20 protein-coding genes are annotated in these 21,902 nt (G+C 67.4%); 12 read left to right on the top strand and 8 right to left on the bottom strand.

Annotated features, from left to right (window positions below):
* Positions 1-164: 164 nt before the first annotated feature.
* The 3 genes from gatA to BW981_RS00700 form a co-directional block, all read right to left on the bottom strand.
* Positions 165-1,679, bottom strand: coding sequence for an Asp-tRNA(Asn)/Glu-tRNA(Gln) amidotransferase subunit GatA (gene gatA, locus BW981_RS00710; RefSeq protein ID WP_076435334.1), 1,515 nt, complete (start codon positions 1,677-1,679; stop codon positions 165-167).
* Positions 1,680-1,841: 162 nt separating this feature from the next.
* Positions 1,842-2,129 carry an Asp-tRNA(Asn)/Glu-tRNA(Gln) amidotransferase subunit GatC gene (gatC, locus tag BW981_RS00705; protein ID WP_076435332.1) on the bottom strand — a complete coding sequence of 96 codons (288 nt, stop codon included), beginning with the start codon at positions 2,127-2,129 and terminating at the stop codon, positions 1,842-1,844.
* A gap of 169 nt (positions 2,130-2,298) precedes the next feature.
* Positions 2,299-2,997 carry a metal-dependent hydrolase gene (locus BW981_RS00700; protein WP_076435330.1) on the bottom strand — a complete coding sequence of 233 codons (699 nt, stop codon included), beginning with the start codon at positions 2,995-2,997 and terminating at the stop codon, positions 2,299-2,301.
* Between the two features lie 205 nt (positions 2,998-3,202).
* On the opposite strand from BW981_RS00700, the gene BW981_RS00695 reads away from it, so the two are divergent.
* Positions 3,203-3,910 (top strand): glutathione S-transferase N-terminal domain-containing protein, encoded by a 708-nt coding sequence (locus BW981_RS00695; protein ID WP_076435328.1) that lies wholly within the window; start codon positions 3,203-3,205, stop codon positions 3,908-3,910.
* Between the two features lie 544 nt (positions 3,911-4,454).
* Here the strand turns inward: BW981_RS00695 and BW981_RS00690 are convergent.
* The gene (locus tag BW981_RS00690) at positions 4,455-4,841 is read right to left on the bottom strand and encodes a DUF2147 domain-containing protein (RefSeq protein ID WP_076435326.1); all 387 of its coding nucleotides are present in this window, start codon (positions 4,839-4,841) and stop codon (positions 4,455-4,457) included.
* Positions 4,842-5,194: 353 nt separating this feature from the next.
* On the opposite strand from BW981_RS00690, the gene BW981_RS00685 reads away from it, so the two are divergent.
* Positions 5,195-5,464: an SEL1-like repeat protein gene (locus tag BW981_RS00685; protein ID WP_076435324.1), complete on the top strand. Its 270-nt coding sequence runs from the start codon at positions 5,195-5,197 to the stop codon at positions 5,462-5,464.
* Positions 5,465-5,735: 271 nt separating this feature from the next.
* Positions 5,736-6,158: a nucleoside-diphosphate kinase gene (ndk, locus tag BW981_RS00680; protein WP_076435322.1), complete on the top strand. Its 423-nt coding sequence runs from the start codon at positions 5,736-5,738 to the stop codon at positions 6,156-6,158.
* Positions 6,159-6,244: 86 nt separating this feature from the next.
* Here the strand turns inward: ndk and BW981_RS00675 are convergent, their stop codons facing one another.
* Positions 6,245-7,087 carry a MipA/OmpV family protein gene (locus tag BW981_RS00675; RefSeq protein WP_076435320.1) on the bottom strand — a complete coding sequence of 281 codons (843 nt, stop codon included), beginning with the start codon at positions 7,085-7,087 and terminating at the stop codon, positions 6,245-6,247.
* Positions 7,088-7,371: 284 nt separating this feature from the next.
* On the opposite strand from BW981_RS00675, the gene BW981_RS00670 reads away from it, so the two are divergent.
* From BW981_RS00670 to BW981_RS00655, 4 genes are all read left to right on the top strand, one after another.
* Positions 7,372-8,583 carry a hypothetical protein gene (locus BW981_RS00670; protein ID WP_139333565.1) on the top strand — a complete coding sequence of 404 codons (1,212 nt, stop codon included), beginning with the start codon at positions 7,372-7,374 and terminating at the stop codon, positions 8,581-8,583.
* 45 nt (positions 8,584-8,628) lie between these two features.
* Positions 8,629-10,716, top strand: coding sequence for a molybdopterin-containing oxidoreductase family protein (locus BW981_RS00665; protein WP_076435316.1), 2,088 nt, complete (start codon positions 8,629-8,631; stop codon positions 10,714-10,716).
* 102 nt (positions 10,717-10,818) lie between these two features.
* Entirely contained in the window at positions 10,819-11,181 is a 363-nt protein-coding gene (locus BW981_RS00660; RefSeq protein ID WP_083712076.1) for a hypothetical protein, read from the top strand.
* 339 nt (positions 11,182-11,520) lie between these two features.
* Positions 11,521-12,276 carry a helix-turn-helix transcriptional regulator gene (locus BW981_RS00655; protein WP_076435314.1) on the top strand — a complete coding sequence of 252 codons (756 nt, stop codon included), beginning with the start codon at positions 11,521-11,523 and terminating at the stop codon, positions 12,274-12,276.
* Here BW981_RS00655 and purN read toward each other — a convergent pair.
* Together purN and purM are read right to left on the bottom strand one after the other, a co-directional pair.
* On the bottom strand, positions 12,273-12,896 hold the full coding sequence (gene purN, locus BW981_RS00650; protein WP_076435312.1) for a phosphoribosylglycinamide formyltransferase: 624 nt from the start codon (positions 12,894-12,896) through the stop codon (positions 12,273-12,275). The genes BW981_RS00655 and purN overlap by 4 nt on opposite strands.
* Entirely contained in the window at positions 12,893-13,966 is a 1,074-nt protein-coding gene (purM, locus tag BW981_RS00645; protein ID WP_076435310.1) for a phosphoribosylformylglycinamidine cyclo-ligase, read from the bottom strand. The genes purN and purM overlap by 4 nt, the downstream gene beginning before the upstream one ends.
* Before the next feature lie 143 nt (positions 13,967-14,109).
* Here purM and BW981_RS00640 point away from each other — a divergent pair, with 143 nt between their 5' ends.
* The 5 genes from BW981_RS00640 to ppx all read left to right on the top strand — a co-directional run bounded on the left by BW981_RS00640 (position 14,110) and on the right by ppx (position 20,370).
* Positions 14,110-14,640 carry a CDP-alcohol phosphatidyltransferase family protein gene (locus BW981_RS00640; protein WP_076435308.1) on the top strand — a complete coding sequence of 177 codons (531 nt, stop codon included), beginning with the start codon at positions 14,110-14,112 and terminating at the stop codon, positions 14,638-14,640.
* Positions 14,641-14,722: 82 nt separating this feature from the next.
* Entirely contained in the window at positions 14,723-15,832 is a 1,110-nt protein-coding gene (locus BW981_RS00635; RefSeq protein WP_076435305.1) for an AI-2E family transporter, read from the top strand.
* 4 nt (positions 15,833-15,836) lie between these two features.
* Positions 15,837-16,535 (top strand): P-loop NTPase family protein, encoded by a 699-nt coding sequence (locus tag BW981_RS00630; RefSeq protein ID WP_076435303.1) that lies wholly within the window; start codon positions 15,837-15,839, stop codon positions 16,533-16,535.
* A gap of 84 nt (positions 16,536-16,619) precedes the next feature.
* Positions 16,620-18,860 carry an RNA degradosome polyphosphate kinase gene (locus BW981_RS00625; protein ID WP_139333564.1) on the top strand — a complete coding sequence of 747 codons (2,241 nt, stop codon included), beginning with the start codon at positions 16,620-16,622 and terminating at the stop codon, positions 18,858-18,860.
* Positions 18,796-20,370 (top strand): exopolyphosphatase, encoded by a 1,575-nt coding sequence (gene ppx / locus BW981_RS00620; RefSeq protein WP_076435301.1) that lies wholly within the window; start codon positions 18,796-18,798, stop codon positions 20,368-20,370. The genes BW981_RS00625 and ppx overlap by 65 nt, the downstream gene beginning before the upstream one ends.
* Before the next feature lie 172 nt (positions 20,371-20,542).
* Here the strand turns inward: ppx and metC are convergent, their stop codons facing one another.
* A complete protein-coding gene (gene metC, locus BW981_RS00615; RefSeq protein WP_076435299.1) occupies positions 20,543-21,733 on the bottom strand; it encodes a cystathionine beta-lyase in 1,191 nt (396 codons plus the stop codon).
* Positions 21,734-21,902: the final 169 nt, after the last annotated feature.

Raw genomic sequence — 21,902 nt, 5'->3', positions numbered from 1 at the left:
ATAGGCCGCGCAACGCCTGCGCGAACCAACCGCGCTTGGTGCAATCGGAGTTCGTGGTTCCCTGATCCTGCTCGCACCGCCAGGTACGGCTCGGCTTCACCAGCTCGACGGGCACACCCCGCGATCTCGGCTTCGCCCACCCCGGCGGTGCAGCGAGGCGGCGCTCATCCCCACCAGCGCTCGCCGACCGGGAAGCGGCCGGCGGCCTGCTCGATCACCTCGCCGAGCGAGAACAGGGTCTCCTCGTCGAAGGGCCGGCCGATGAGCTGGAGGCCGAGCGGCAGGCCCTGCGCGTCGAGGCCCGCCGGAACGGCGATACCGGGCAGGCCGGCCATGTTCACCGTCACCGTGAAGACGTCATTGAGATACATCTCGACCGGATCGGCCGAGCCCTTCTCGCCGATGCCGAAGGCGGCGGACGGCGTGGCCGGCGTCAGGACGGCGTCGATGCCTTCGGCATAGACCGTCTCGAAATCGCGCTTGATCAACGTGCGGATCTTCTGGGCGCGGACGTAATAGGCATCGTAATAGCCGGCCGAGAGCACATAGGTGCCGATCATGATGCGGCGCTTGACCTCGGCGCCGAAGCCGGCGGCGCGGGTCTTCTCGTACATCTCGACGATGTCCTTGCCCTGCTCGCGCAGGCCGTAGCGGACGCCGTCATAGCGAGCGAGATTCGACGAAGCCTCGGCCGGGGCGACGATGTAGTAGGCCGGCAGCGCGTATTTGGTATGAGGCAGCGAGATCTCGACGATCTCGGCGCCGGCCGCCTTGAGCCAGTCGATGCCCTTCTGCCAGAGGGCGTCGATCTCCGGGTTCAGCCCGTCGAGCCGGTATTCCCTGGGAATGCCGATCTTCTTGCCCTTGATCGAGCGGCCGGCGGCCGCCTCGTAATCCGGCACCGCCATGTCGACGGAGGTCGTGTCCTTGGGATCGTGCCCGGCCATGGAGCGCAGCATCGCGGCGCAGTCGCGCACGCTCTTGCCGATCGGCCCGGCCTGGTCGAGCGAGGAGGCGAAGGCGACGATGCCCCAGCGCGAGCAGCGGCCATAGGTCGGCTTGATGCCGACGGTGCCGGTGAAGGCGGCCGGCTGGCGGATCGAGCCGCCGGTGTCGGTCGCGGTCGCGGCAAGGCAAAGATCGGCGGCGACGGCCGCGGCCGAACCGCCGGACGAGCCGCCCGGCACGAGGTGGTTGCCCTCGACGGCGCCGCCCGGCCCCGATCCGACGTTGGAGCCCTTGCGGCGCCACGGGTTCACGACATTGCCGAAGGCCGAGGTCTCGTTCGACGAGCCCATGGCGAATTCGTCATTGTTGAGCTTGCCGAGCATGACGGCGCCGTCGCGCCAGAGCTGGCTGGAGACGGTCGATTCATAGGGTGGCACGAAATTGCCGAGGATCTTGGAGCAGGCGGTGGTGCGCACGCCTTCGGTCGCAAACAGGTCCTTGATGCCGAGCGGCAGGCCTTCGAGCGGGCCGGCTTCGCCCTTGGCGAGGCGGGCATCGCTGGCCGCGGCCTGCTTCAGCGCGTGCTCGGGAGTCTCCAGCACATAGGCGTTCAGCGCGCGGGCCTTCTCGACGGCGGCGATATGGGCCTGCGTCAGCTCGGTGGCGGTGAACTGCTTGGCCTTCAGGCCGTCGCGGGCTTCGGTCAGCGTCAGGCGGGTGAGATCGGTCACGGGCGATATTCCAGCATTCAAATGGGCGGGCAGATCGAGGCCGTCATTGCGAGGAGCGGAGCGACGAAGCAATCCGGGGGCCGCGAGGCGGAACGGTGGGACCCAGTCCTTCCGGATTGCTTCGCTGCGCTCGCGATGACGGGGCGCGGGCGAAGCGGGGCGCTACTCGATGACTTTGGGCACCATGAAATAGTTGTCCTCGGAAGCCGGCGCATTGGCGACGATCCTGTCCGCGATCTCGCCGTCGTTGACGACGTCCTCGCGCTGCTTCATCGCCATCGGCGTCACCGAGGTCATCGGCTCGACGCCCTCGACATCCACTTCATTGAGCTGCTCGACGAAGCCGAGGATGGCGTTGAGCTCGCCTTGCAGCTTCGGCAGATCGGCCTCCGGAACGGCGATGCGCGCAAGATGCGCGACGCGCTTGACGGTGGCGAGATCGACCGACATGGCGGACTCCTGGATGAGGCGCGCGGCGCGCCGGAGAGGTTTCGCCGCGCTATAGCAGATGGCGGCGCGTAAGTAAGTGCCGACTTAACTCGCGGGTCATCCCGGACAAGCGGCGAAGCCGCTCCGCCGGGATGACGGCGAGGGGATCGAGAGCGGGGAAAGCGCTCCCTCAGATCGCGAACGCCTCGCCCTTCCTCGGCACGAGGGCCTGGACGTCGCTGCCCTTCAGCCCCGCCACGAAGGCGTCCGCATTGGCGTCGATGATCGGGAAGCTGCCGTAATGGCAGGGGATCGCGACCTTCGGCTTGACAAAGCGGGTCATGGCCAGCGCCGCGACCTTGCCGCCCATGGTGAAGCGGTCGCCGATCGGGCAGATGCAGGCCTCGACGCCGTGGATTTCGGCAAGCAGCGCCATGTCGGAGAAGATGTCTGTGTCGCCCATGTGCCAGAGGGTCTTTTCGCCCTTGGCCTTGACGATCGCGCCATTGGGGCTGCCGACCGGCACGGTCACCCCGGCCTCGCCCATGCCGGCCGAGTGATCGGCGCGGGTCAGCGTGACGCTGAACGGGCCGAGATCGACGGTGCCGCCGGTATTCATCGGCTGGAACGCCTTCAGGCCCTTCGACGCCAGATGCATGGCGAGGTCGTAATTGGTGACCACGGTCGCGCCGGTCCTGGCGGCGATGTCGAGCGTGTCGCCGACATGGTCGCCATGGCCATGGGTGACGACGACATGCGTCACGCCCTCGGAGGCCGCTCCGACATCGCCCTCGAAGGCCGGGTTCCCGGTGAAGAACGGGTCGATCAGGATGACGGCGCCGTCGATCTCGGCGCGGAAGGCGGAATGGCCGTACCAGGTCAGTTTCATCGGAAAGGCTCCTGCTATGCGCTCGGGCGAAAGGCGTGATCGGATATAGAGCATGTCCGCGGGATCGGTTCAGCACCGGATCGCAATCCGGCCCTGCCTCCCCTGCGAGACATGGCGGCCCTCCCGCTGAGGGAGGCCCGCCCCCCTTCCTGCGGGGCTACCGGCTGCTTAGCTTGCGTCCGAAGCTCCAGCGAGAGGACGCACCATGTCGCAAGCCCAGACCCAGCCGATCGACCTTTATTACTGGCCGACCCCGAACGGCCACAAGATCAGCATCATGCTCGAGGAGTGCGGGCTGCCCTACACCGTCATCCCGGTGAATATCGGCAAGGGCGACCAGTTCAAGCCGGATTTCCTCGCGATCTCGCCCAATAACCGCATGCCCGCGATCGTCGATCCGCAGGGACCGGACGGCAAGCCGATCTCGGTCTTCGAATCCGGCGCGATCCTGCAATATCTCGGCCGCAAGACCGGCCGGTTCTATCCGCAGGACGAGCGCGGGCGGGTCGCGGTCGACGAATGGCTGTTCTGGCAGATGGGCGGCTTCGGGCCGATGCTCGGCCAGACCCACCATTTCCGCATATACGCGCCCGAGAAGGTGCCCTATGCGATCGACCGCTACACCAACGAGGCGAACCGGCTCTACGGGGTGCTGAACAAGCGTCTCGAAGGCCGCGACTACATCTGCGGCGAATACTCCATCGCCGACATGGCCTGCATCGGCTGGGCCCGCGGCTGGGAAAAGCAGGGGCAGGACATCGGGCAGTTCCCCCATGTAGCGCGCTGGATCGAGACGATGCTGGCGCGGCCTGCCGTGCAGCGCGGCCTCAAGGTCGGGGAAGAGCTGCGCAATCCCGCCGGCATCAGCACGCCTGAGGAAAAGGCGGTGCTGTTCGGGCAGAAGGCGCGCTGAACTCTCTTTGACGCTTCTACGGGGCATCCCGGACAAGCGGCGTCAGCCGCGCCGATCCGGGATCCATGCCCGAGCCTCGATCGAAAGCGGTCCGAATGGGTCCCGGGTCTGCGCTTCGCTTCTCCCGGTATGACTCGTGCTCTGGGAGAAGCAGAGAGAGCGTGCACCGAAGGCCCCGTCCGGCTGTCGCCGCGGGGTTTCGGATGGGGCGCAGCCAAGGGGATGCGCGGGGTTAAGGGCGGCGCGCGGTTTTGGCCGCGTGCCGATGTCGATGTCGAGTGTCGAAGTCGATGCGGCGCCTGCCGGCCCCGCCCGAAACCCCGCGCGCGGTTGTCTTGTGAGGTTGTTCGCCAAGGCGAAACCGGGCCTGCCTGTTCGGCCCGGCGGCGAGAACCCCTCCGGATCAAGGCCACCCGCATGATGGCGCGAAACCCGAAACACCGCATCCAGCCCGGCCGCACGATGCCTCGCGAAGCCCCCTTGGTCGGGCGGGACGGCGCGAGGATAAGGGCGGAGCGGCTGGCGGGGATAAGTCGGCGGGGCGTCAGTCCGCCCGCTTCCAGACCACCGAGCGGCAGATCAGCCCGCCGAGCACGCAGCCAGCCGTGGTCAGCGTGTCGCCCGCGAGCGTCATCGTGCCGGAATAGGTCTTGCCGTCCTCCGGATTGAAGGCGCTGCCGCTCCACTTGCCGGCCCCGCTCGGCTTCATGTCGTAGAAGATGCGCTGGCCGACCTTGGCCGGGCCGCTGGCATCCTTCAGCCAGGAGAGGGTGCCGCACAGGGCCTCGCCGCATTTGGCGAAGCGCACGCGCGAGGCGCCGGTATCCCGCTGCCAGACGCCAAGCGCGTCCTGCGCCGCGGCACTGCCCATGCTTCCCATCACCGCCAGAGCCGCAAAGCTGCCCAGCGCGAAACCGATCGTCCTTGTCATTCCATCCTCCCATGCCGGCAGGGCCCGGCTTATCGTTTAGATGTGAACCATATCGCGATTTCGGTCGCTCTCCAAGCGGCCCCGCGAATGCTGCGGGCCCGCCGAACCTGACGCAAGGTGAATCCATCCTCAACGGCGGCTGAGCAGGTCTGTCGGCAGAGCCTTGAAATATCTGCTGTTTTCGCAACTCTAGCGTGAACGCTCCGTTGATTTAACGGCTCGATCACCTCTCGTTGAGACTCGATTCATCGCAAAATTTAGCGCCCGCTTTAACGATCGCCGCCACTCTCACGACATCGGCCGGGGACCTTTGGACGGGTGATCGGCGAGCAACGGCAACAAGGTGGTTCGTCATGGCACGCATGGAGATGAGCGCGGTTCCCGCTTCGCTGGTAATCCCGGCGGAGGTTTCGGCAGAGGCCTATTACGAGCTGGGGCTGATGCATGCCTCCGGCCGTTCCGGTCCGATTGACCGGGTCAAGGCGCAGACCTGGTTCAACGTCGCCTTCGCCCGCGGCTGTGCCCGGGCCGCTGCGGCCCGGCAGGAACTTGCCGCCGAGATGAACCGCGACGAGATCGCTGCGGCGCTGCGCGAGGCGCGCGCCGTCCTGACGCGCCACTGAGCGCAAGGCATCTGGGCTCAGGCCACGCTCCTGAGCCTTGGTCAATCAGGCGCTGTCGCCCGGGCGACCGGAGGGAGACCCGGGATCCATTCCGGAACCTCGCCGATCAGCGCTCCGGCAGGAATCCCGGATCTCCGCTGCGCTGCGTCCGGGATGACCCGCGCCTTTTTTGAAACGGGCGACACCGGTGAGCCACCAGCCTTGTGGGGCGGGGAGGCGGCGGCTATAAGCGCGCCGCATTCCCGATTTTGAACTCCCCAAGGATTTTCCGATGGCTGTCCAGCGTACCTTCTCCATTCTCAAGCCCGACGCGACGAAGCGCAACCTCACCGGCGCGGTCAACGCTGTCATCGAGAAGGCCGGCCTGCGCATCGTCGCGCAGAAGCGCATCCAGATGACGAAGGCTCAGGCCGAGACCTTCTACGGCGTCCACAAGGAGCGGCCCTTCTTCGGCGAGCTCGTCGAGTTCATGACCTCGGGCCCGGTCGTCGTGCAGGTGCTCGAAGGCGAGGACGCCATCGCCAAGTATCGCGACGTGATGGGCGCGACCAACCCGGCCAATGCCGCCGAGGGTACCATCCGCAAGCTCTTCGCCCAGTCGGTCGGCGAGAACACCGTGCATGGCTCGGATGCGCCGGAGACGGCCGCCGTCGAGATCGCCCAGTTCTTCGCGGGCAACGAGATCGTCGGCTGATTTCAGCCCGATCGCTGAAACGACGAAGGCGGGCCTCGCGGCCCGCCTTTTTTGTTGCCGGCAGCGCGGCGGCGCCGCGCCCGGCCTCACATGCCGAAGGAGTAGCTCGATCCGGTGTCGAAGGAGTAGCTCGCCGCCAGCCCGATCGTGACCGAGTTCTTCGAGCCGAACGGCCGCACGATGGGCGAGCGGGTCGCGTCTCCGGTGAGGCGCTTGTATTCGACATAGGCGGTCGTCTTGAAATTGTCCGTCCAGTTGTAGGTCGCCTGCGCGATCGCGCCGTAGGAATGCAGCCCGGTGTTGAAGCGCTGCAGCAGCCCGCTGGTGCCCGGCATGGCGCCGCCCGTGCCGAAATAGGTCCGGACATAGTCGGCCGAGGTGATCCGCAGGCGTGGGCCGGCGCCGAGCGTCCAGGAGCCGATCCTGGTGAAGGCGTCGAGCTTCAGGTCGGCGACCACGCCGTCATGGGCGACGATGCCGCGGCGGACATCCACGCGCCCGCGCAGCCAGGAGGTGGGGTAGAATTCCACGAAGGCACCGGCTTCGCCGCCGAACTTGGTGGCCGGCACCGCGACCAGCGCCGGGTTGACCTTGGCGCTGCGCTTCCACAGCAGGTCGCCGGAGAAGCCGACGCGCCAGCCCTGCCCGGAGAACACGCCGATGCTGAGCATCGCGTCGTCCTCGGCGCTCCACCAGGTGCTCTTCAGCCCCTTGCCGAGCGAGATGATCGGCCGCGCGCGGAAGATGTAGTCGTCGGAGCCGGCATAGTCAGGCTGATAGCGCAGGCCGGCGCCCACCGTCAGATACCAGTTCTGCGCCGCTTGCGGCGAGGTGAGCTGGGTATAATCCCGCGACTGGGCTTTCGCCTGACCGGGCAACGCCAAGGCGAGGCCGATGACGAGGCCCGCCAGATACGCAACGCAACGCATGATCCAGAACTCCGGCGCCGAGGCACCTCTCGCATGGGTTTCGCAGGCACTGTCGGTCAGGAGAATTGAGGCTCGGTTAACGTTGACGGGTTGTTACGCGAACCACCTTCTTTCGGCCTGCCTGCGGCGATCTGCTCTCGTCATCCAATGTCCGCGCAGATGCGCGGTTCGGCCGAGGCGCCCGAGGCGAGCCCCCGGGCTTGTGCATTCATTTCATGACGACATTCGACTTTCGCTAAGCTGGATTCGCCGAAGCCTTCGCGTATAGCGTGAGGTGGGGGGCGGTGATGATGCGTCTGTGGGTTGTGTTGGTTGCGTCGGTTCTGGCGGGTAGCGCGTCTGCTCAGGATCAGAACAGGCGGGTGTTCGCTCCCACGGTGCGTGCTGCTACCGATTGCGCCACGCGCGCCATCGTCGCTCAGGGCATGACGGCCACGGCAACCGACGAAACGATCAGGGAGGGAGCCCGGCGGGCATTCGGCGGTTCGTGCCGGGCAGAAGGCCTTCTCATGGTCAATGAACATGATCGCCTCTATGGCTCCGGCACCGGGCGCAGCTTCGTCGATGGGCCGTACTTCGCCGATTTTCCGCGAGCCGCGCGGACTCGCATGACCGCGCCCGGGGGACTCTCCATCACGGTGAATAAGCCTGTGCGTTGTCCGGATATGCTGGAGATCTACGAGGTCCAAGACGCCGGGCGTGATTTTGCCGGTATCGAGCAGGATGATCTGCAGCGAAACCCGAAGACGGATATCGATGTCCTTGCGAGTTTCACCCGTCGAATGGACGCAAGGCTCGCCCAGGCCCGCCACGTGATGGCGCGGCCGGTTCTGGAGGAATTCCGGCGTTTGCCGCCAGCGGGAATGGAGGCTTGCTTCCCGGCGCTCCGGCCTGTTCTCGCCAGCGCGCGCCTCGTCGCCGCGCAGATGGAAGCGCAGCGCATCGAGATGGAGAAGCAGCGCGCCGAGGCGGAGAGGCTTCGCCTCGAGGCTGAACAACGCCGTGCCGAAGAGCAGCGCTTGGCAGATCAGCGGAGAGCGGAAGAGCTCCGCCTGGCGGAGCTCCGCCGGGCGGAGATGCAGCGCGCCGAGGAAGAGCGGCGCCGTGCGGCCGAGGAGGAGGCGGCCCGCAAACGGGCTGAGGCCCAGCGCGCCGAGGAAGAGCGGCAGCGAGAATTGCGTCGGCCCGTCAATGTGCTCAAGCGATCGTATGCGCAGTACGCTTTCGTCAAGCAGTGCTTCGAATTCCGAAACGGTTACGTCAGCATCTTCATCTCGGAGAGCGAGTTTGGTCGGGCACGCCTCGCCATCAAGGCGATCGAGACCAAGTTGAAGAGCCTGGACACGGGCATCGACACCGATGTCGCATGGGCCGAAGCTGCGGCCGCGATCAGCGTCGTGCCCGAACGAGATGTCTGCCAGGCGGCGCTCCAACTGCTCATGGCGGCATTCCAGGAGATCGCGCCGGATGCAGCGATGCCGAAGAAGGACTTCTGAACGAGCGCTGTTCACCGCTCGTGATAAAAACTCTAGAACCGCTCCATGAACATCGCGCCGCGCATCGATATCCGCCCTTCGGTCTGCCCGCATGACTGCCCCTCGGCCTGCTCGCTGGAGGTGGAGGTCATCGACGGGCGCAGCATCGGCCGCGTTCGCGGCAGCAAGCGGCAGAGCTACACCGACGGCGTCATCTGCGCGAAGGTCGCCCGCTACGCCGAGCGCATCCACCATCCCGGCCGGCTGCTTCATCCGATGCGCCGCACCGGCCCCAAGGGCTCGGGCCAGTTCGCGCGCATCTCCTGGGACGAGGCGCTGGACGAGATCGCGCGGCGCTTCCTCGCCATCGAGGCGGAGCACGGGGCCGAAGCGGTCTGGCCCTATTACTATGCCGGCACGATGGGCCTGGTGATGCGCGACGGCATCAACCGTCTGCGGCATGCCAAGCGTTATTCCGGCCAGTATTCGACGATCTGCACCACGACCGCATGGACCGGCTTCATCGCCGGCACGGGGCGCCTCGCCGGGCCCGACCCGCGCGAGATGGCGAAGTCGGACTGCGTGGTGATCTGGGGCACGAACGCCGTGCACACCCAGGTCAATGTGATGAACCACGCGGTCAAGGCCCGCAAGGAGCGCGGCGCCAAGATCGTCGCCATCGACATCTACCGCAACGCCACGCTCCAGCAGGCCGATCTTGCCCTGGTGCTGAAGCCTGGCACCGACGCCGCGCTCGCCTGCGCGGTCATGCATGTGCTCTTCCGCGACGGCCACGCCGACCGCGACTATCTCGCCCGCTACGCCGACTGCCCCGACGAGCTGGAGGCGCATCTGGCCACCCGCACGCCGGAATGGGCCGCCGCGATCACCGGCCTCGACGTCGCGCAGATCGAGGAGTTCGCCGCGCTCGTCGGCACGCACAGGAAGAGCTTCTTCCGGCTGGGCTATGGCTTCGCCCGCCAGCGCAACGGCGCCGTCGCCATGCACGCCGCGCTTTGCGTGCCGACCGTGACGGGCGCCTGGCAATATGAGGGCGGCGGCGCCTTCCACAGCAACAGCGGCATCTACAAATGGCGCAAGAGGCTGATCGAGGGGCTCGACGCGATGGACCGCGGCGTGCGCCAGCTCGACCAGTCGCAGATCGGCCGCGTGCTCACGGGGGACGGCGAGGCGCTGCGCGGCGGAGGAGCCGTGAAGGCGCTGTTCATCCAGAACACCAACCCGGTTTCGGTCGCGCCGGAGCAGGAGCTGGTCAAGCAGGGTTTCGCCCGCGAGGACCTGTTCACCGTCGTCCACGAGCAGTTCATGACGGAGACGGCGCAGATGGCCGATATCCTGCTGCCGGCCACCCAGTTCATGGAGCATGACGACCTCTATCAGGGCGGCGGCCACCAGCACATCATGTGGGGCGGCAAGCTGATCGAGCCGCCCGGCGAATGCCGCTCCAACCATGAGGTGATCTGCGATCTCGCGACGCGCCTCGGCGCCGAGCATCGCGGTTTCTCCATGAGCCCGCGCGAACTCGTCGACTGGACGCTGCGCGAGACCGGGCGCGGCACGCTCGACGAGCTGATCGCGAACGAGTTCATCGACATACAGCCGGATTTCGAGACCGCGCATTACCTGAAGGGCTTCGGCTATCCGGACGGCCGGTTCCGGTTCAAGCCGGTCTGGCCGAAGGTACCGAACGGAAATGACGGGCTGCGCGGGCCGCACGCGGCGATGCCGGCACTGCCCGACCAGTGGGACGTGATCGAGCTGGCGGACGAAGAGCATCCCTTCCGCCTCGCCACCAGCCCGGCCCGCAGCTTCCTGAACTCGACCTTCACCGAGACGCCCGGATCGGTGAAGAAGGAGGGCGGCCCGACGCTGATGCTGCATCCCGATGACGCCGCCGGCCTCGGCATCGCCGCCGGCGACGAGGTGGTGATCGGCAACCACGGCGGCACGGTCCACCTTACCGCGGTCTTGTTTCCAGGCGTCGTCCGCGGTGTCGTCATCGCCGAGTCGATCTGGCCCAATGCCGCCCACAGGCATGGCCGTGGCATCAACACGCTCACGGGCGCGGATTCGCCCGCTCCCTTCGGCGGTGCCGCCTTCCACGACAACAAGGTCTGGATCAGGAAAGCGTGACGGTCAGTCCTCTTGACCTTTCGAGCGGCTGTGTCATGCGGAAGCGATGCGGCGCCTGATCGGCCAGCGCGCCGGTTTTTCTCGCGAAGGGCAGGCGAAGTCATGATCATGCGGCGGATGGGTGCGGTCGTTCTGGCCGGTGGAGTCTCGCTTCTTCTGAGCATCGCGGCCCATGCCGCGAGCAGCCAGACGACGCTGCCTGCGCCAGACCCGACGGCCAAGAACCTGACGCCCTACATGATCAAGCTGCGCGCCTTCGACGCCTGCCTCGTCACCCAGTCGGGCCTGATGGGCACGACCCGCGAGGCGGTGCATTCGCCTTGCAGCTGCTACGCCAACGGCACGATCGAATCCATGACCAAGGACGAGATCCAGGCCTTCCGCGAGACCGGCTACTTCAACGATTCGTCCCGCGAGAAGGCGCTCTCCTTCCTCGACAAGTGCAAGCTGAAGCGCCCGTTCTGAGCAGGCTGCCCTCATTGCGGTGAATTGACCTGGAGAGCGGCCGTCATCCCGGACAGGCGGCTTCGGCTGCGCCGGTCCGGAGTCGATGCCTGCCCCTTCATCGGGAGCGTTCCGGCATGGATCCCGGGTCTGCGCTTTGCTGCGCCCGGGATGACGGGTCGCTGTTGAGAGGCCGCTGGGCGACATCCTCCACCTGCCGCCTTGCTGCTGCCATGCTCCTGACAGAAGCTGTCAGTCGGGCCAGGGCATCCTGCCATCGCTGACGAATGCGGGCCGCTTGCGAGCGGCCTGTCTCGACGTTCGCGATGCCGATCAGGACCAGAGGCGGGAGAGAAAGCCGTGCAGCGCGCTGAACGTTTGCTCGACATGATCCAGAGCCTGCGCCGCCGCAGGCGCCCCGTCACGGCGGAGACGCTGGCGGCGGAACTGAATGTCTCGGTCCGCACGGTCTACCGCGATATCGGCGCGCTCGTCCGCCAGGGCGTCCCCGTGCGCGGCGAGGCCGGCATCGGCTATGTGCTGGACGCCGGCTTCGACCTGCCGCCGCTGATGCTGTCGCCCGACGAGATCGAGGCGGTGCTGGTCGGCATGCGCTGGCTGACCGAGCGGGCCGATCCCAGCCTGGCGCGGGCCGCCGAGGACGTGGTCAGCAAGGTCGCGGCCGTGCTGCCCTCCCATCTCAAGCCGATCCTGCTCGACGGCGCGCTCTTCGCCGCCTCCTATCCCGGCGATCTGCCGGTCGACCGGGTCGATATCGCCCCCGTCCGCGCCGCGATCCGCAACGGCCGCAAGCTCTCGATCCATTACAGCGACGAGAGCGGGCAGGCGACGCAGCGCATGATCTGGCCGATCGGCATGACCTTCTACGAGCGGGTGCGCGTCGTGATCGCCTGGTGCGAGCTGCGGCAGGCCTTCCGCCACTTCCGCACCGACCGCATCACCGGGCTGGCGGCGCTCGAGGAGCGCTATCCAGGCCGCCGCGCCGAGCTCTTCCGCCGCTGGCAGAAGGAAGAGGAAACGGCGCGGGAGGAATGGGCGCGCTGCCAGCGCGAAGGGCGGGGGGGCGAGGCCGCCGCCGCTGACAAGGCCGCCTAGCCGCGCTCGACCACGCCGCCGACGAGTCGCGCCCGCCCTGAAGCGACCTCCGCCAGCGCCGCCGGATAGAGCTTGTGCTCCTCGACGAGGACGCGCTGCGACAGCGTCTCCTCGTCGTCACCGGCAAGCACCGGCACCTTCGCCTGCAGGATCACAGGCCCGGCATCGAGCTCCGGCACGACGAAATGCACCGAGCAGCCATGCTCGGAAACGCCGGCGGCGAGAGCCTGGGCGTGCGTGTGCGTGCCCTTGAACAGCGGCAGCAGGGAGGGGTGGATGTTGATCATCCGGCCTTCCCAGCGCTGCACGAACCAGGGCGTCAGGATGCGCATGAAGCCGGCGAGCACCACCAGATCGATCTGGTTGACGCGCAGCACCTCGTCGACCGCGCGCTCGAACGCCTCGCGGTCCTTGCCGAAAGTCCGGTGGTCCACCGTCGCCGTCGCGATGCCGAAGCCGCGCGCCCGCTCCAGACCGGCGACATCCGGAATGTTGGAGACGACGAGCGCGATATCGGCGGGATAACCGGGCGTCTGCGCCGCTTCGGCCAGCGAAACCATGTTGGAGCCGCGCCCGGAGATCAGCACGCCGACGCGCTTGCGGGCGTGACGATCGCTCACAGTGCGAGCTTGCCGCGGTAGGAGACCTGTTCTTCGCCCGCCGCGACCGTGACGACCGCGCCGAGCATCACCGGCGTCTCGCCGGCAGCTTCGAGCGCGGCCCGGACCTCATCGGCCTTGGCCGCATCGGCCGCCACCACCATGCCGAGCCCGCAATTGAAGGTGCGCAGCATCTCCCGCTCGGCGACGCCGCCGGTCTTCGCCAGCCAGCCGAACACGGGCGGCACCGGGATCGCGGCGAGGTCGAGCGAGACGCCCAGCCCATCCGGCAGCACGCGCGGGATGTTGTCCGGGAAGCCGCCGCCGGTGATATGGGCCAGCGCCTTGATGCCGTCGGTGGCCTTGAGGGCCTGGAGGAGCGGCTTCACATAGATCCGCGTCGGCTCCAGCAGCGCCTCGGCCAGGGATTTGCCAGGCGCGAAGGGGGCGGGCGCGTTCCAGGCCAGCCCGCTCATCTGCACGATGCGGCGCACCAGCGAATAGCCGTTGGAATGCACGCCGGAGGAGGGCAGGCCGAAGACAACGTCGCCGGGCTTCAGATCCTCGCGCGGCAGGAGCGTGCCGCGCTCGGCCGCGCCGACCGCAAAGCCCGCGAGATCATAGTCCTTTTCAGCGTACATGCCGGGCATCTCGGCCGTCTCGCCGCCGATCAGCGCGCAGCCGGACTGGCGGCAGCCATCGGCGATGCCGCGCACGATCTCGACGCCGACCCTGGGGTCGAGCTTGCCGGTGGCGTAATAGTCGAGGAACAGCAGCGGCTCGGCGCCCTGGACGATCAGGTCGTTGACGCACATCGCCACGAGGTCGATGCCGATCGTGGAATGCAGCCCGCTCTCGATCGCGATCTTCACCTTGGTGCCGACGCCGTCATTGGCCGCGACCAGGATCGGGTCGTTGAAACCGGCCGCCTTGAGGTCGAACAGCCCGCCGAAGCCGCCGATCTCGGCATCCGCGCCGGGGCGGCGGGTGGCGCGCACCAGCGGCTTGATCTGGTCGACCATGGCGTTGCCGGCGTCGATATCGACACCCGCCTGCGCATAGGTCAGTCCATTCGCGCCGGGCTTGCTCATGGCTCTCTCGCCTTCCGTTCCTGCTCGCGCGAGCGATAGGCAAGCGGGCGGCGGCTGGCAAGGCAGGGTCGGCAGCTTTGTCGAATTCTCACCAGACGGTTGCGCCACTGGCGAACCGGGCGGCCTTCCGCCAAGCTGCGGCCATGACCATCCCCAACCTGATCACCATCGCGCGCCTGTTCCTCGTGCCGCTGATCATCGTGGCGATCGTGAACGCGCAGTGGGAGCTCGCCTTCGCCGGGTTCGTGGTGGCCGGTGTCTCGGACGCCGTCGACGGCTATCTCGCCCGCCATTGCGGAATGGCGAGCGAGCTTGGCGCCTGGCTCGATCCGCTGGCGGACAAGGCGCTGATCGTCTCGATCTACGTCACGCTGGCCATCATCGGCGCGATCCCTGTCTGGCTGGTGGTCATCGTCGCCGCCCGCGACATCATGATCGTTGCCGCCGTGGTCCTGTCATGGCTGCTGCACAGGCCGCTCGCGATCAGGCCCTTCGTCGTCAGCAAGGTCAACACCGCCGCGCAGATCGCCTTCGCGGCGCTGGCGCTGGGCTCGCGCGCCTTCGGACTCGAGCTGGGGAGCGCGGCCACGCTGGGCCATGCCGCGGTCGCGCTGTTGACGCTCGCCTCGATGGCGGCCTATCTCGCCTTCTGGCTGCGGCACATGACGCGTTGAGTGGCCGGACGGCTTGCCGCTAGGGAACTTTGCGGCGGCCCGGCTCTTGATCGGAGCTGCCGCCAAGCGAAGAGGCTGATGAATGACGTTGCAACGCCAGATCGGCTTTTGGCTGGGGTCGCTCCTCGTCTTCGTGATCTTCCTGATCATCTTCCGCGACATCCTGCTGCCCTTCATCGCCGCGCTGGCGCTGGCCTATCTGCTCGATCCGCTCGCCGACCGGCTGGAGCGGCTGGGGATGAGCCGGCTCGCCGCCACCATCGTCATCCTCGTCGTCTTCCTGCTGTTCTTCGTGCTGGCCCTGGTGCTGCTGGCGCCGCTGCTGGGCCAGCAGCTGGCCGGCCTGGTGGCCCGGCTGCCTCAGGATGCGTCCCGGCTCCAGGAACTGGTGATGGAGAAGGGAGCGCCCTGGCTCGAGCGTTTCGGCGGCGGCGAACTCGCCAAGGAGGCGCAGAGCTCGCTCGGCGATCTCGTCGGCGCCGCGACGAAATGGGTCGGCGGCCTGCTGCAATCGCTCTGGAGCGGGGGCACGGCGATCGTCGGCGTCTTCTCGCTGCTGGTGCTGACGCCCGTGATCGCCTTCTACCTCCTCGCCGACTGGGACCGGATGGTCGCGACCGTCGACGGCTGGCTGCCGCGGGCCCATCGCGAAACCATCCGCGGGCTGCTGAAGGAGATGGACACCGCCATCGCCGGCTTCCTGAGGGGGCAGGCGCTCGTCTGCCTGCTGCTCGGTGCGTTCTACGCGATCGGGCTCAGCATCATCGGCGTCAATTTCGGCGCGCTGATCGGGATCATCTCGGGCTTCCTCTCCTTCATCCCCTATGTCGGTTCGCTGACAGGCCTGGTGCTCTCGGTCGGAGTGGCGACGGTGCAGTTCTGGCCCGACTGGACCTGGCCTCTGGCGACGCTCGGCGTGTTCCTCGTCGGCCAGTTCCTGGAGGGCAACATCTTCCAGCCGAAATTCGTCGGCGATTCGATCGGCGTGCATCCGGTCTGGCTGATGTTCGCCCTGCTCGCCTTCGGCTCGCTGTTCGGCTTCGTCGGCCTGTTGATGGCGGTGCCGCTGGCGGCCGTTGCCGGTGTGCTCTGCCGTTTCGCCCTGCGCCAATACCTCGCCAGCAACCTCTATCGGGGCGGGCCCGTGCGCCAGCCGCCTGAGGTCGTGGTCAAGGTCGACCTTGAACGCTGACGCGATGCCGGACAGTCCCGCGCGCCCGCGCCAGCTCGCTTTCGACCTCCCGGTCGACAGCCGCCACGGCATCGAGGATTTTCTCGTCGGCCCCTCCAACGAGGCTGCCTACGGCCTCGTCGAGAGCTGGCCGCGCTGGCCCGACGCCTGGCTGCGGCTGACCGGCCCCGAGGGCGCCGGCAAGACCCATCTCGCCGCGATCTGGGCTCGGATGGCGCATGCCTGGACGGTCGCCGCCCGCGAGCTCACGGATGAGAAGGTCGCGCATCTGATCTCGAACGGCGCTCTCCTCGTCGAGGACTGCGACGCCGGCCCCTTCGACGAGGCGGCGCTGTTTCACCTGATGAATGCGGTGAAGGCGCGGGGCGGCCATCTGCTTCTGACGGCGCGGACGGGCCCGGAATCCTGGGGGCTGCGCGTGCCGGACCTGCTCTCGCGCCTGCGCCTGGCGCCGAGCGCGACGATCGGGCCGCCGGATGACGGGCTGCTGCGCGCGGTTCTGGTCAAGCTCTTCATCGACCGCCAGCTCGTGGTCGACACCGCCGTGATCGACACCCTCGCCTTGCGGATGGAGCGGTCCTTCGCGGCCGCCCGCTCGATGGTCGATCGCCTCGACAGGCTGGCGCTCGAACGCGGCCGGAGGGTGACCCGGCCGCTGGTCCAGGAAGCGCTGTCGGAACTCTACCCCGACGAACAGCCCTGAACCGGACCGTGGCTCCCGCGCTCGCCCCATGAAATCATGTCACCTGTCATCGAACCGTCACGCTAGAATGGCTTTCAACGCGACATGACCACCAAGACCGGCAAGACGACCAGGACACGGGTGAGACGCATGAAGAGCGAGATCGTGACGGACGCGCCCGACAAGGCCCTCGCCGATGCCGACACGCTGCCGCTGCGCGAGCGGCCGGCCCGGTTCATGAACCGCGAGCTGTCCTGGCTCCAGTTCAACCGCCGGGTCATGGAGGAGGCGTCTAACCGCAGCCATCCCCTGCTGGAGCAGCTGCGCTTCCTGTCGATTTCCGCGAACAACCTCGACGAGTTCTTCATGGTCCGCGTCTCGGGCCTGCGCGAGCAGCTCAAGGCCGGCGTCGTGACGCGCAGCCAGGACGGGCTGACGCCTGCCGAGCAACTTGTCGAGATCGGCAAGGCCGTCGCGGCTTTGACCGACGACCAGCAGGCCCGCTGGGTCGAGCTCAAGCGCGACCTGCACGAGAACCGTATCCACCTGCTCGGCCCCGGCGACATCGGCGCGCAGGATCGGATGTGGCTGGAGGACTATTTCCTCAACTACATCTTCCCGGTGCTGACGCCTCTGGCGATCGACCCGGCGCATCCGTTCCCCTTCATCCCCAATCTCGGCTTCACCATCGCGCTGGCGCTGGAGCGCAAGAGCGACGGGCGCCAGCTCGATGCCCTGATCCGGGTGCCCACGAAGATCGACCGCTTCATCGAGCTGCCCGATCTTGCGCGCGAGGGGCTTCACCGCTTCATCACGCTCGACGACGCGGTCTCGCTGTTCATCGTCAAGCTCTTCCCGGGTTACGAGGTGAAGGGCGCCGGCTCCTTCCGCATCATCCGCGACTCCGACCTCGATATCGAGGAGGAGGCCGAGGACCTCGTCCGCGTCTTCGAGACCATGCTGAAGCAGCGCCGTCTCGGCGTCGTCATCCGCCTCGAAGTGTCGATCGGCATGCCCGAGCATCTGCGCCGGATGATCGTGCGCGAGCTCAAGATCGATAGCGACGAGGTTGTCGAGGTCAACGGTATGATCGGCCTGAACGAACTCTCGCAGCTCGTCAGCGTCGACCGCCCGGACCTCAAGTTCAAGCCCTACAACGCCCGCTTCCCGGAGCGCATCCGCGAGCATGGCGGCGACTGCTTTGCCGCGATCCGCCAGAAGGACCTGCTCGTCCACCACCCCTATGAGAGCTTCGACGTCGTCGTGCAGTTCCTGCAGCAGGCGGCGCGCGACCCCAACGTCGTCGCGATCAAGCAGACGCTCTACCGCACCTCCTCGAACTCGCCGATCGTCAAGGCGCTGACGGAGGCGGCCGAGGCCGGCAAGTCGGTGACCGCGCTGGTCGAGCTCAAGGCCCGCTTCGACGAAGCCGCCAATATCCGCTGGGCCAAGGAGATGGAGCGCGCCGGCGTCCAGGTCGTCTACGGCTTCATCGAACTGAAGACGCATGCGAAGCTCTCGCTGGTCGTCCGCCGCGAGGCCGGCCAGCTCGTGAGCTACTGCCATGTCGCGACCGGCAACTACCATCCGATCACGGCGCGGATCTATACCGACGTCTCCTTCTTCACCGCCGACCCGGCGATCTCGCAGGACGTCGCGCGCATCTTCAACTTCATCACCGGCTATGCCGAACCCGCCGGGCTGGAGAACATGTCGGTCTCGCCAACGGGGCTGAAGCAGCGCCTGCTCTCCGACATCGCCGAGGAGGTCGCCCACGCCCAGGCGGGGCGCAAGGGCGCGATCTGGGGCAAGTGCAATTCGCTGGTCGATCCCGAAATCATCGACGCGCTCTACGACGCCAGCCAGGCCGGCGTGGAGATCGACTTCGTGGTGCGCGGCATCTGCTGCCTGCGTCCGGGCGTGCCGGGCCTCTCCGAGAACATCCGCGTCAAGTCGATCATCGGCCGCTTCCTGGAGCATACGCGGATCTACGCCTTCGGCGGCGGCCACGGCCTGCCCTCACCGAAGGCGAAACTCTACATTTCCTCCGCCGATCTGATGCCGCGCAATCTCGACCGCCGCGTCGAGGCGCTGACGCCGATCCTGAATCCGACTGTGCATCAGCAGCTTCTGGATCAGATCATGCTCGCCAATCTGCTCGACAACGAGCAGAGCTGGACGATATTGCCCGATGGCGGCTCGCGCCGCATCGCCCCCGGGCCGAACGACGAACCGTTCAACGCCCATAAATACTTCATGACCAACCCGAGTCTGTCCGGACGTGGAAAATCGCTCTCCAGTTCCAGCCCCCGCGCCCTTTCCCGCCGCGGCGGCCGCAAGGCCTGAGGCGCGGCATGCGCCCGGCCGGCTCGCGCTGGCCGACACAACCGCCATCGTCGATATCGGCTCCAACTCCGTGCGTCTCGTGGTCTACGAGATGCGCGGCCGCGCCCCCGCGCAGGTCTTCAACGAGAAGGAGATGGCCGGGCTCGGCCGCCAGGTCGCCACGACCGGCCGGCTCGCCGCCGATGCGATCGAGAAGGCAATCCAGGCGCTGGTGCGCTTCCGCATCCTCTGCCAGGCGATGCATGTCGGGGAAATCCGGGTGATCGCCACGGCTGCCGCGCGCTATGCCGAGAACGGCCCGGCCTTCATTGCCCGTGCGGAGGAGGCCATCGGCCAGCCGATCGAGCTGATCTCCGGTGGGCGTGAGGCCGTGCTCTCCGGCCTCGGCGTCATCTCGGGGTTCCACGAGCCGGACGGCGTGGTCGGCGACCTCGGCGGCGGCAGCCTCGAATTGATCTCGGTCGCTGGAAACGCGGTCGGGCAGGGCGCCAGCGTTCCTCTCGGCGGCCTCGCTTTGCTCGACAGGTCGAAGGGCTCGATCAAGGCGGCCGAGAAGATCGTCAGGGACGAGCTCGACAAGCTGCCGCAGCTCGCCGCGATGAAGGGGCGGGACTTCTACGCGGTCGGCGGCACCTGGCGCGCTCTGGCGACCCTGCACCAGCGCCGCGCCGCCTATCCGCTCAATGTCATGCACGGCTATACCATCCCGCCCAGGGATGCGGCCGATTTCGTCAAGTTGGTCGAACGGGCCGATGCCTCGATGCTGGAGGCGATCGATGCGGTCTCTTCCGCGCGCCGGCCCCTTCTGGCCTATGGCGCTCTGGTGCTCGACGAGCTGATCAAGCGTGGCAGGCCGCGCGGCATCGTCATCTCGGCGCAGGGCGTGCGCGAGGGCCTGCTGCACGAGCAGCTTTCGCCGGCCGAGCAGAGCGTCGATCCGCTCCTGCAATCGGCGCGCGACTACAACCTGCTGCGGGCCCGCGACCCCCGCCATGCGGCGGAGCTCGTCGCCTGGACGCAGGGCATCCTGCGCACGGCCGATCTGCCGCAGGAGCCGGGCCTGGACCGGATGATCGAGACCGTCTGCCTGCTCTCGGATATCGGCTGGCGCGCCCATCCCGACTATCGGGGCGAGCAGAGCATGAACGTCATCGCCCATGCCTATTTCACAGGCATCGACCATGTCGGCCGCGCCTTCCTCGCGCTCACCATCTTCCATCGCTATGCCGGGCTGAAGGCCGGGGCCCCGAGCGTGGAGGGACTGCGGACCCTGCTGTCGCCGGTGCTGCTGGAGCGCGTGCAGGTCATCGCGGCGATCTTCCGCGTCGCCTATCTGCTCTCGGCCGGCATGGCCGGCATCCTGCCGCGGATTTCGGCCGCCTGCGTCGATGCCCGCCTCGTGCTTCGCTTTCCGGAGGATCTGGCGGCGCTCTCCAGCGACCGGGTCGAGGGCCGCCTCAAGCAGCTCGCCAAGCAGCTCGGGCGCGATTTCGAGATCGGCCGGATGTAGGCGCTGTTCCGGGGCTCCGCGATTCGCCGTTGTCATTCCGGGGCGCGCCAAAGGCGCGAGCCCGGAACCTACGACCGGGTGAGCGATCAGGGGTCGGTTGCGAGCCGTACCAGATCGTGGGTTCCGGGTTCTTCGCTGTGCGAAGCCCCGGAATGGCAACCGGCATCCCTGCTCAGCCGGCCGCGCGCAGTCTCGCGAACCCGGCGTCGAGATCGGCCTTCAGATCCTCGAGATCCTCCAGCCCGATATGGATCCGGATCGTCGGCCCCTTGAAGCCCGGCGTCGTCGCGGTCCGGTAGTCTGTGCAGTCGAAGGGCAGCACCAGGCTTTCATAGCCGCCCCAGGACGCGCCCATCCCGAACAGCGAAAGCCCGTCCAGCATCGCTGCGACGGCCTTCATCGACACCGGCGCAAGCTCGATCGCGAAGAGCGAGGAGGCGCCGGTGAAGTCACGCTTCCACAACGCATGGCCCGGATCGTCCGGCAGTGCCGGATGCATCACCCGCGCGACTTCCGGGCGGGCCTTCAGCCAGTTCGCCATCGCGATGCCGGCCGGCATCTGCTCCTTGAGGCGGATCGCCATCGTGCGCATGCCGCGGAGTGTGAGAAAGGCGTCCTCAGGCGCGACGATCAGCCCGAGCTGGGTCCAGGTCGCGCGCAGCGCCTTGTAGAGTTCCGGCGTCCGCGCCGAGACGGTGCCGATCAGCACGTCGGAATGTGCGGCGTAGTATTTGGTACCGGCCTGGACCGAGAGATCGACTCCGAAGCCGTGAGCGTCGAAGAACAGCGGCGTCGCCCAGGTGTTGTCCAGCGCCACCAGAATGCCGCGCTCCCGCGCCGCGCCGACGATCGCGGGGATATCCTGCATCTCGAAGGTCTGGGAGCCGGGCGCCTCCGTCCACACCGCCTTGGTGTTCGGCCTGAACAGCGTGGCGATGTCGGCCCCCACCATCGGGTCGTAATAGGTCGTCTCGACACCCATCCGCTTCAGGAAGGTGTCGCAGAAATTCCGCGTTGGCCGGTACACGCTGTCCGTCACCAGAACGTGATCCCCCGCCGACAGCAGCGTCAGGAAGGCGAGCGTGCAGGCCATCAGCCCCGAGGGCACGGCGACGACGCCGGCGCCGCCCTCGATCGTGTTGGCGGCCGCTTCCAGCGCATCCAGCGTGGGGTTGCCGGCCGTGCCATAGGTGTAGCGCGCCTTCCGCGCCAGGAAGTCCTCGGTGTTCGAATAGATGACCGTGGAGCCTCGTACGATGGGCGGATTGACAAAGCCGTAGCTGTCCTCGGGGTCGCGTCCGGCAAGCACGAGGCGCGTGCGCTCGCCGAGGCGCGCGAATTCGGAAGGAGGCAGCTTTTTCATGGGACCGGCGCGTCTTTGGCGGGCTGAGGAGGTGGCACACTTGACCACCCTGCGAAACTCGCATGTGATGATTGTGGCGAACAAGGGGCGGGAGCAGCGGAGGACCGTTGCTTGACGCTCATGGGTCGCTCTGGCAAGCGACTGAGGCAAGGGGACGCCGCTTCATTGC

Source organism: Allobosea sp. TND4EK4, from assembly GCF_900156025.1.
Classification (GTDB): Bacteria; Pseudomonadota; Alphaproteobacteria; order Rhizobiales; family Beijerinckiaceae; genus Allobosea.
This window is presented reverse-complemented; position numbering and strand designations above follow the sequence as displayed.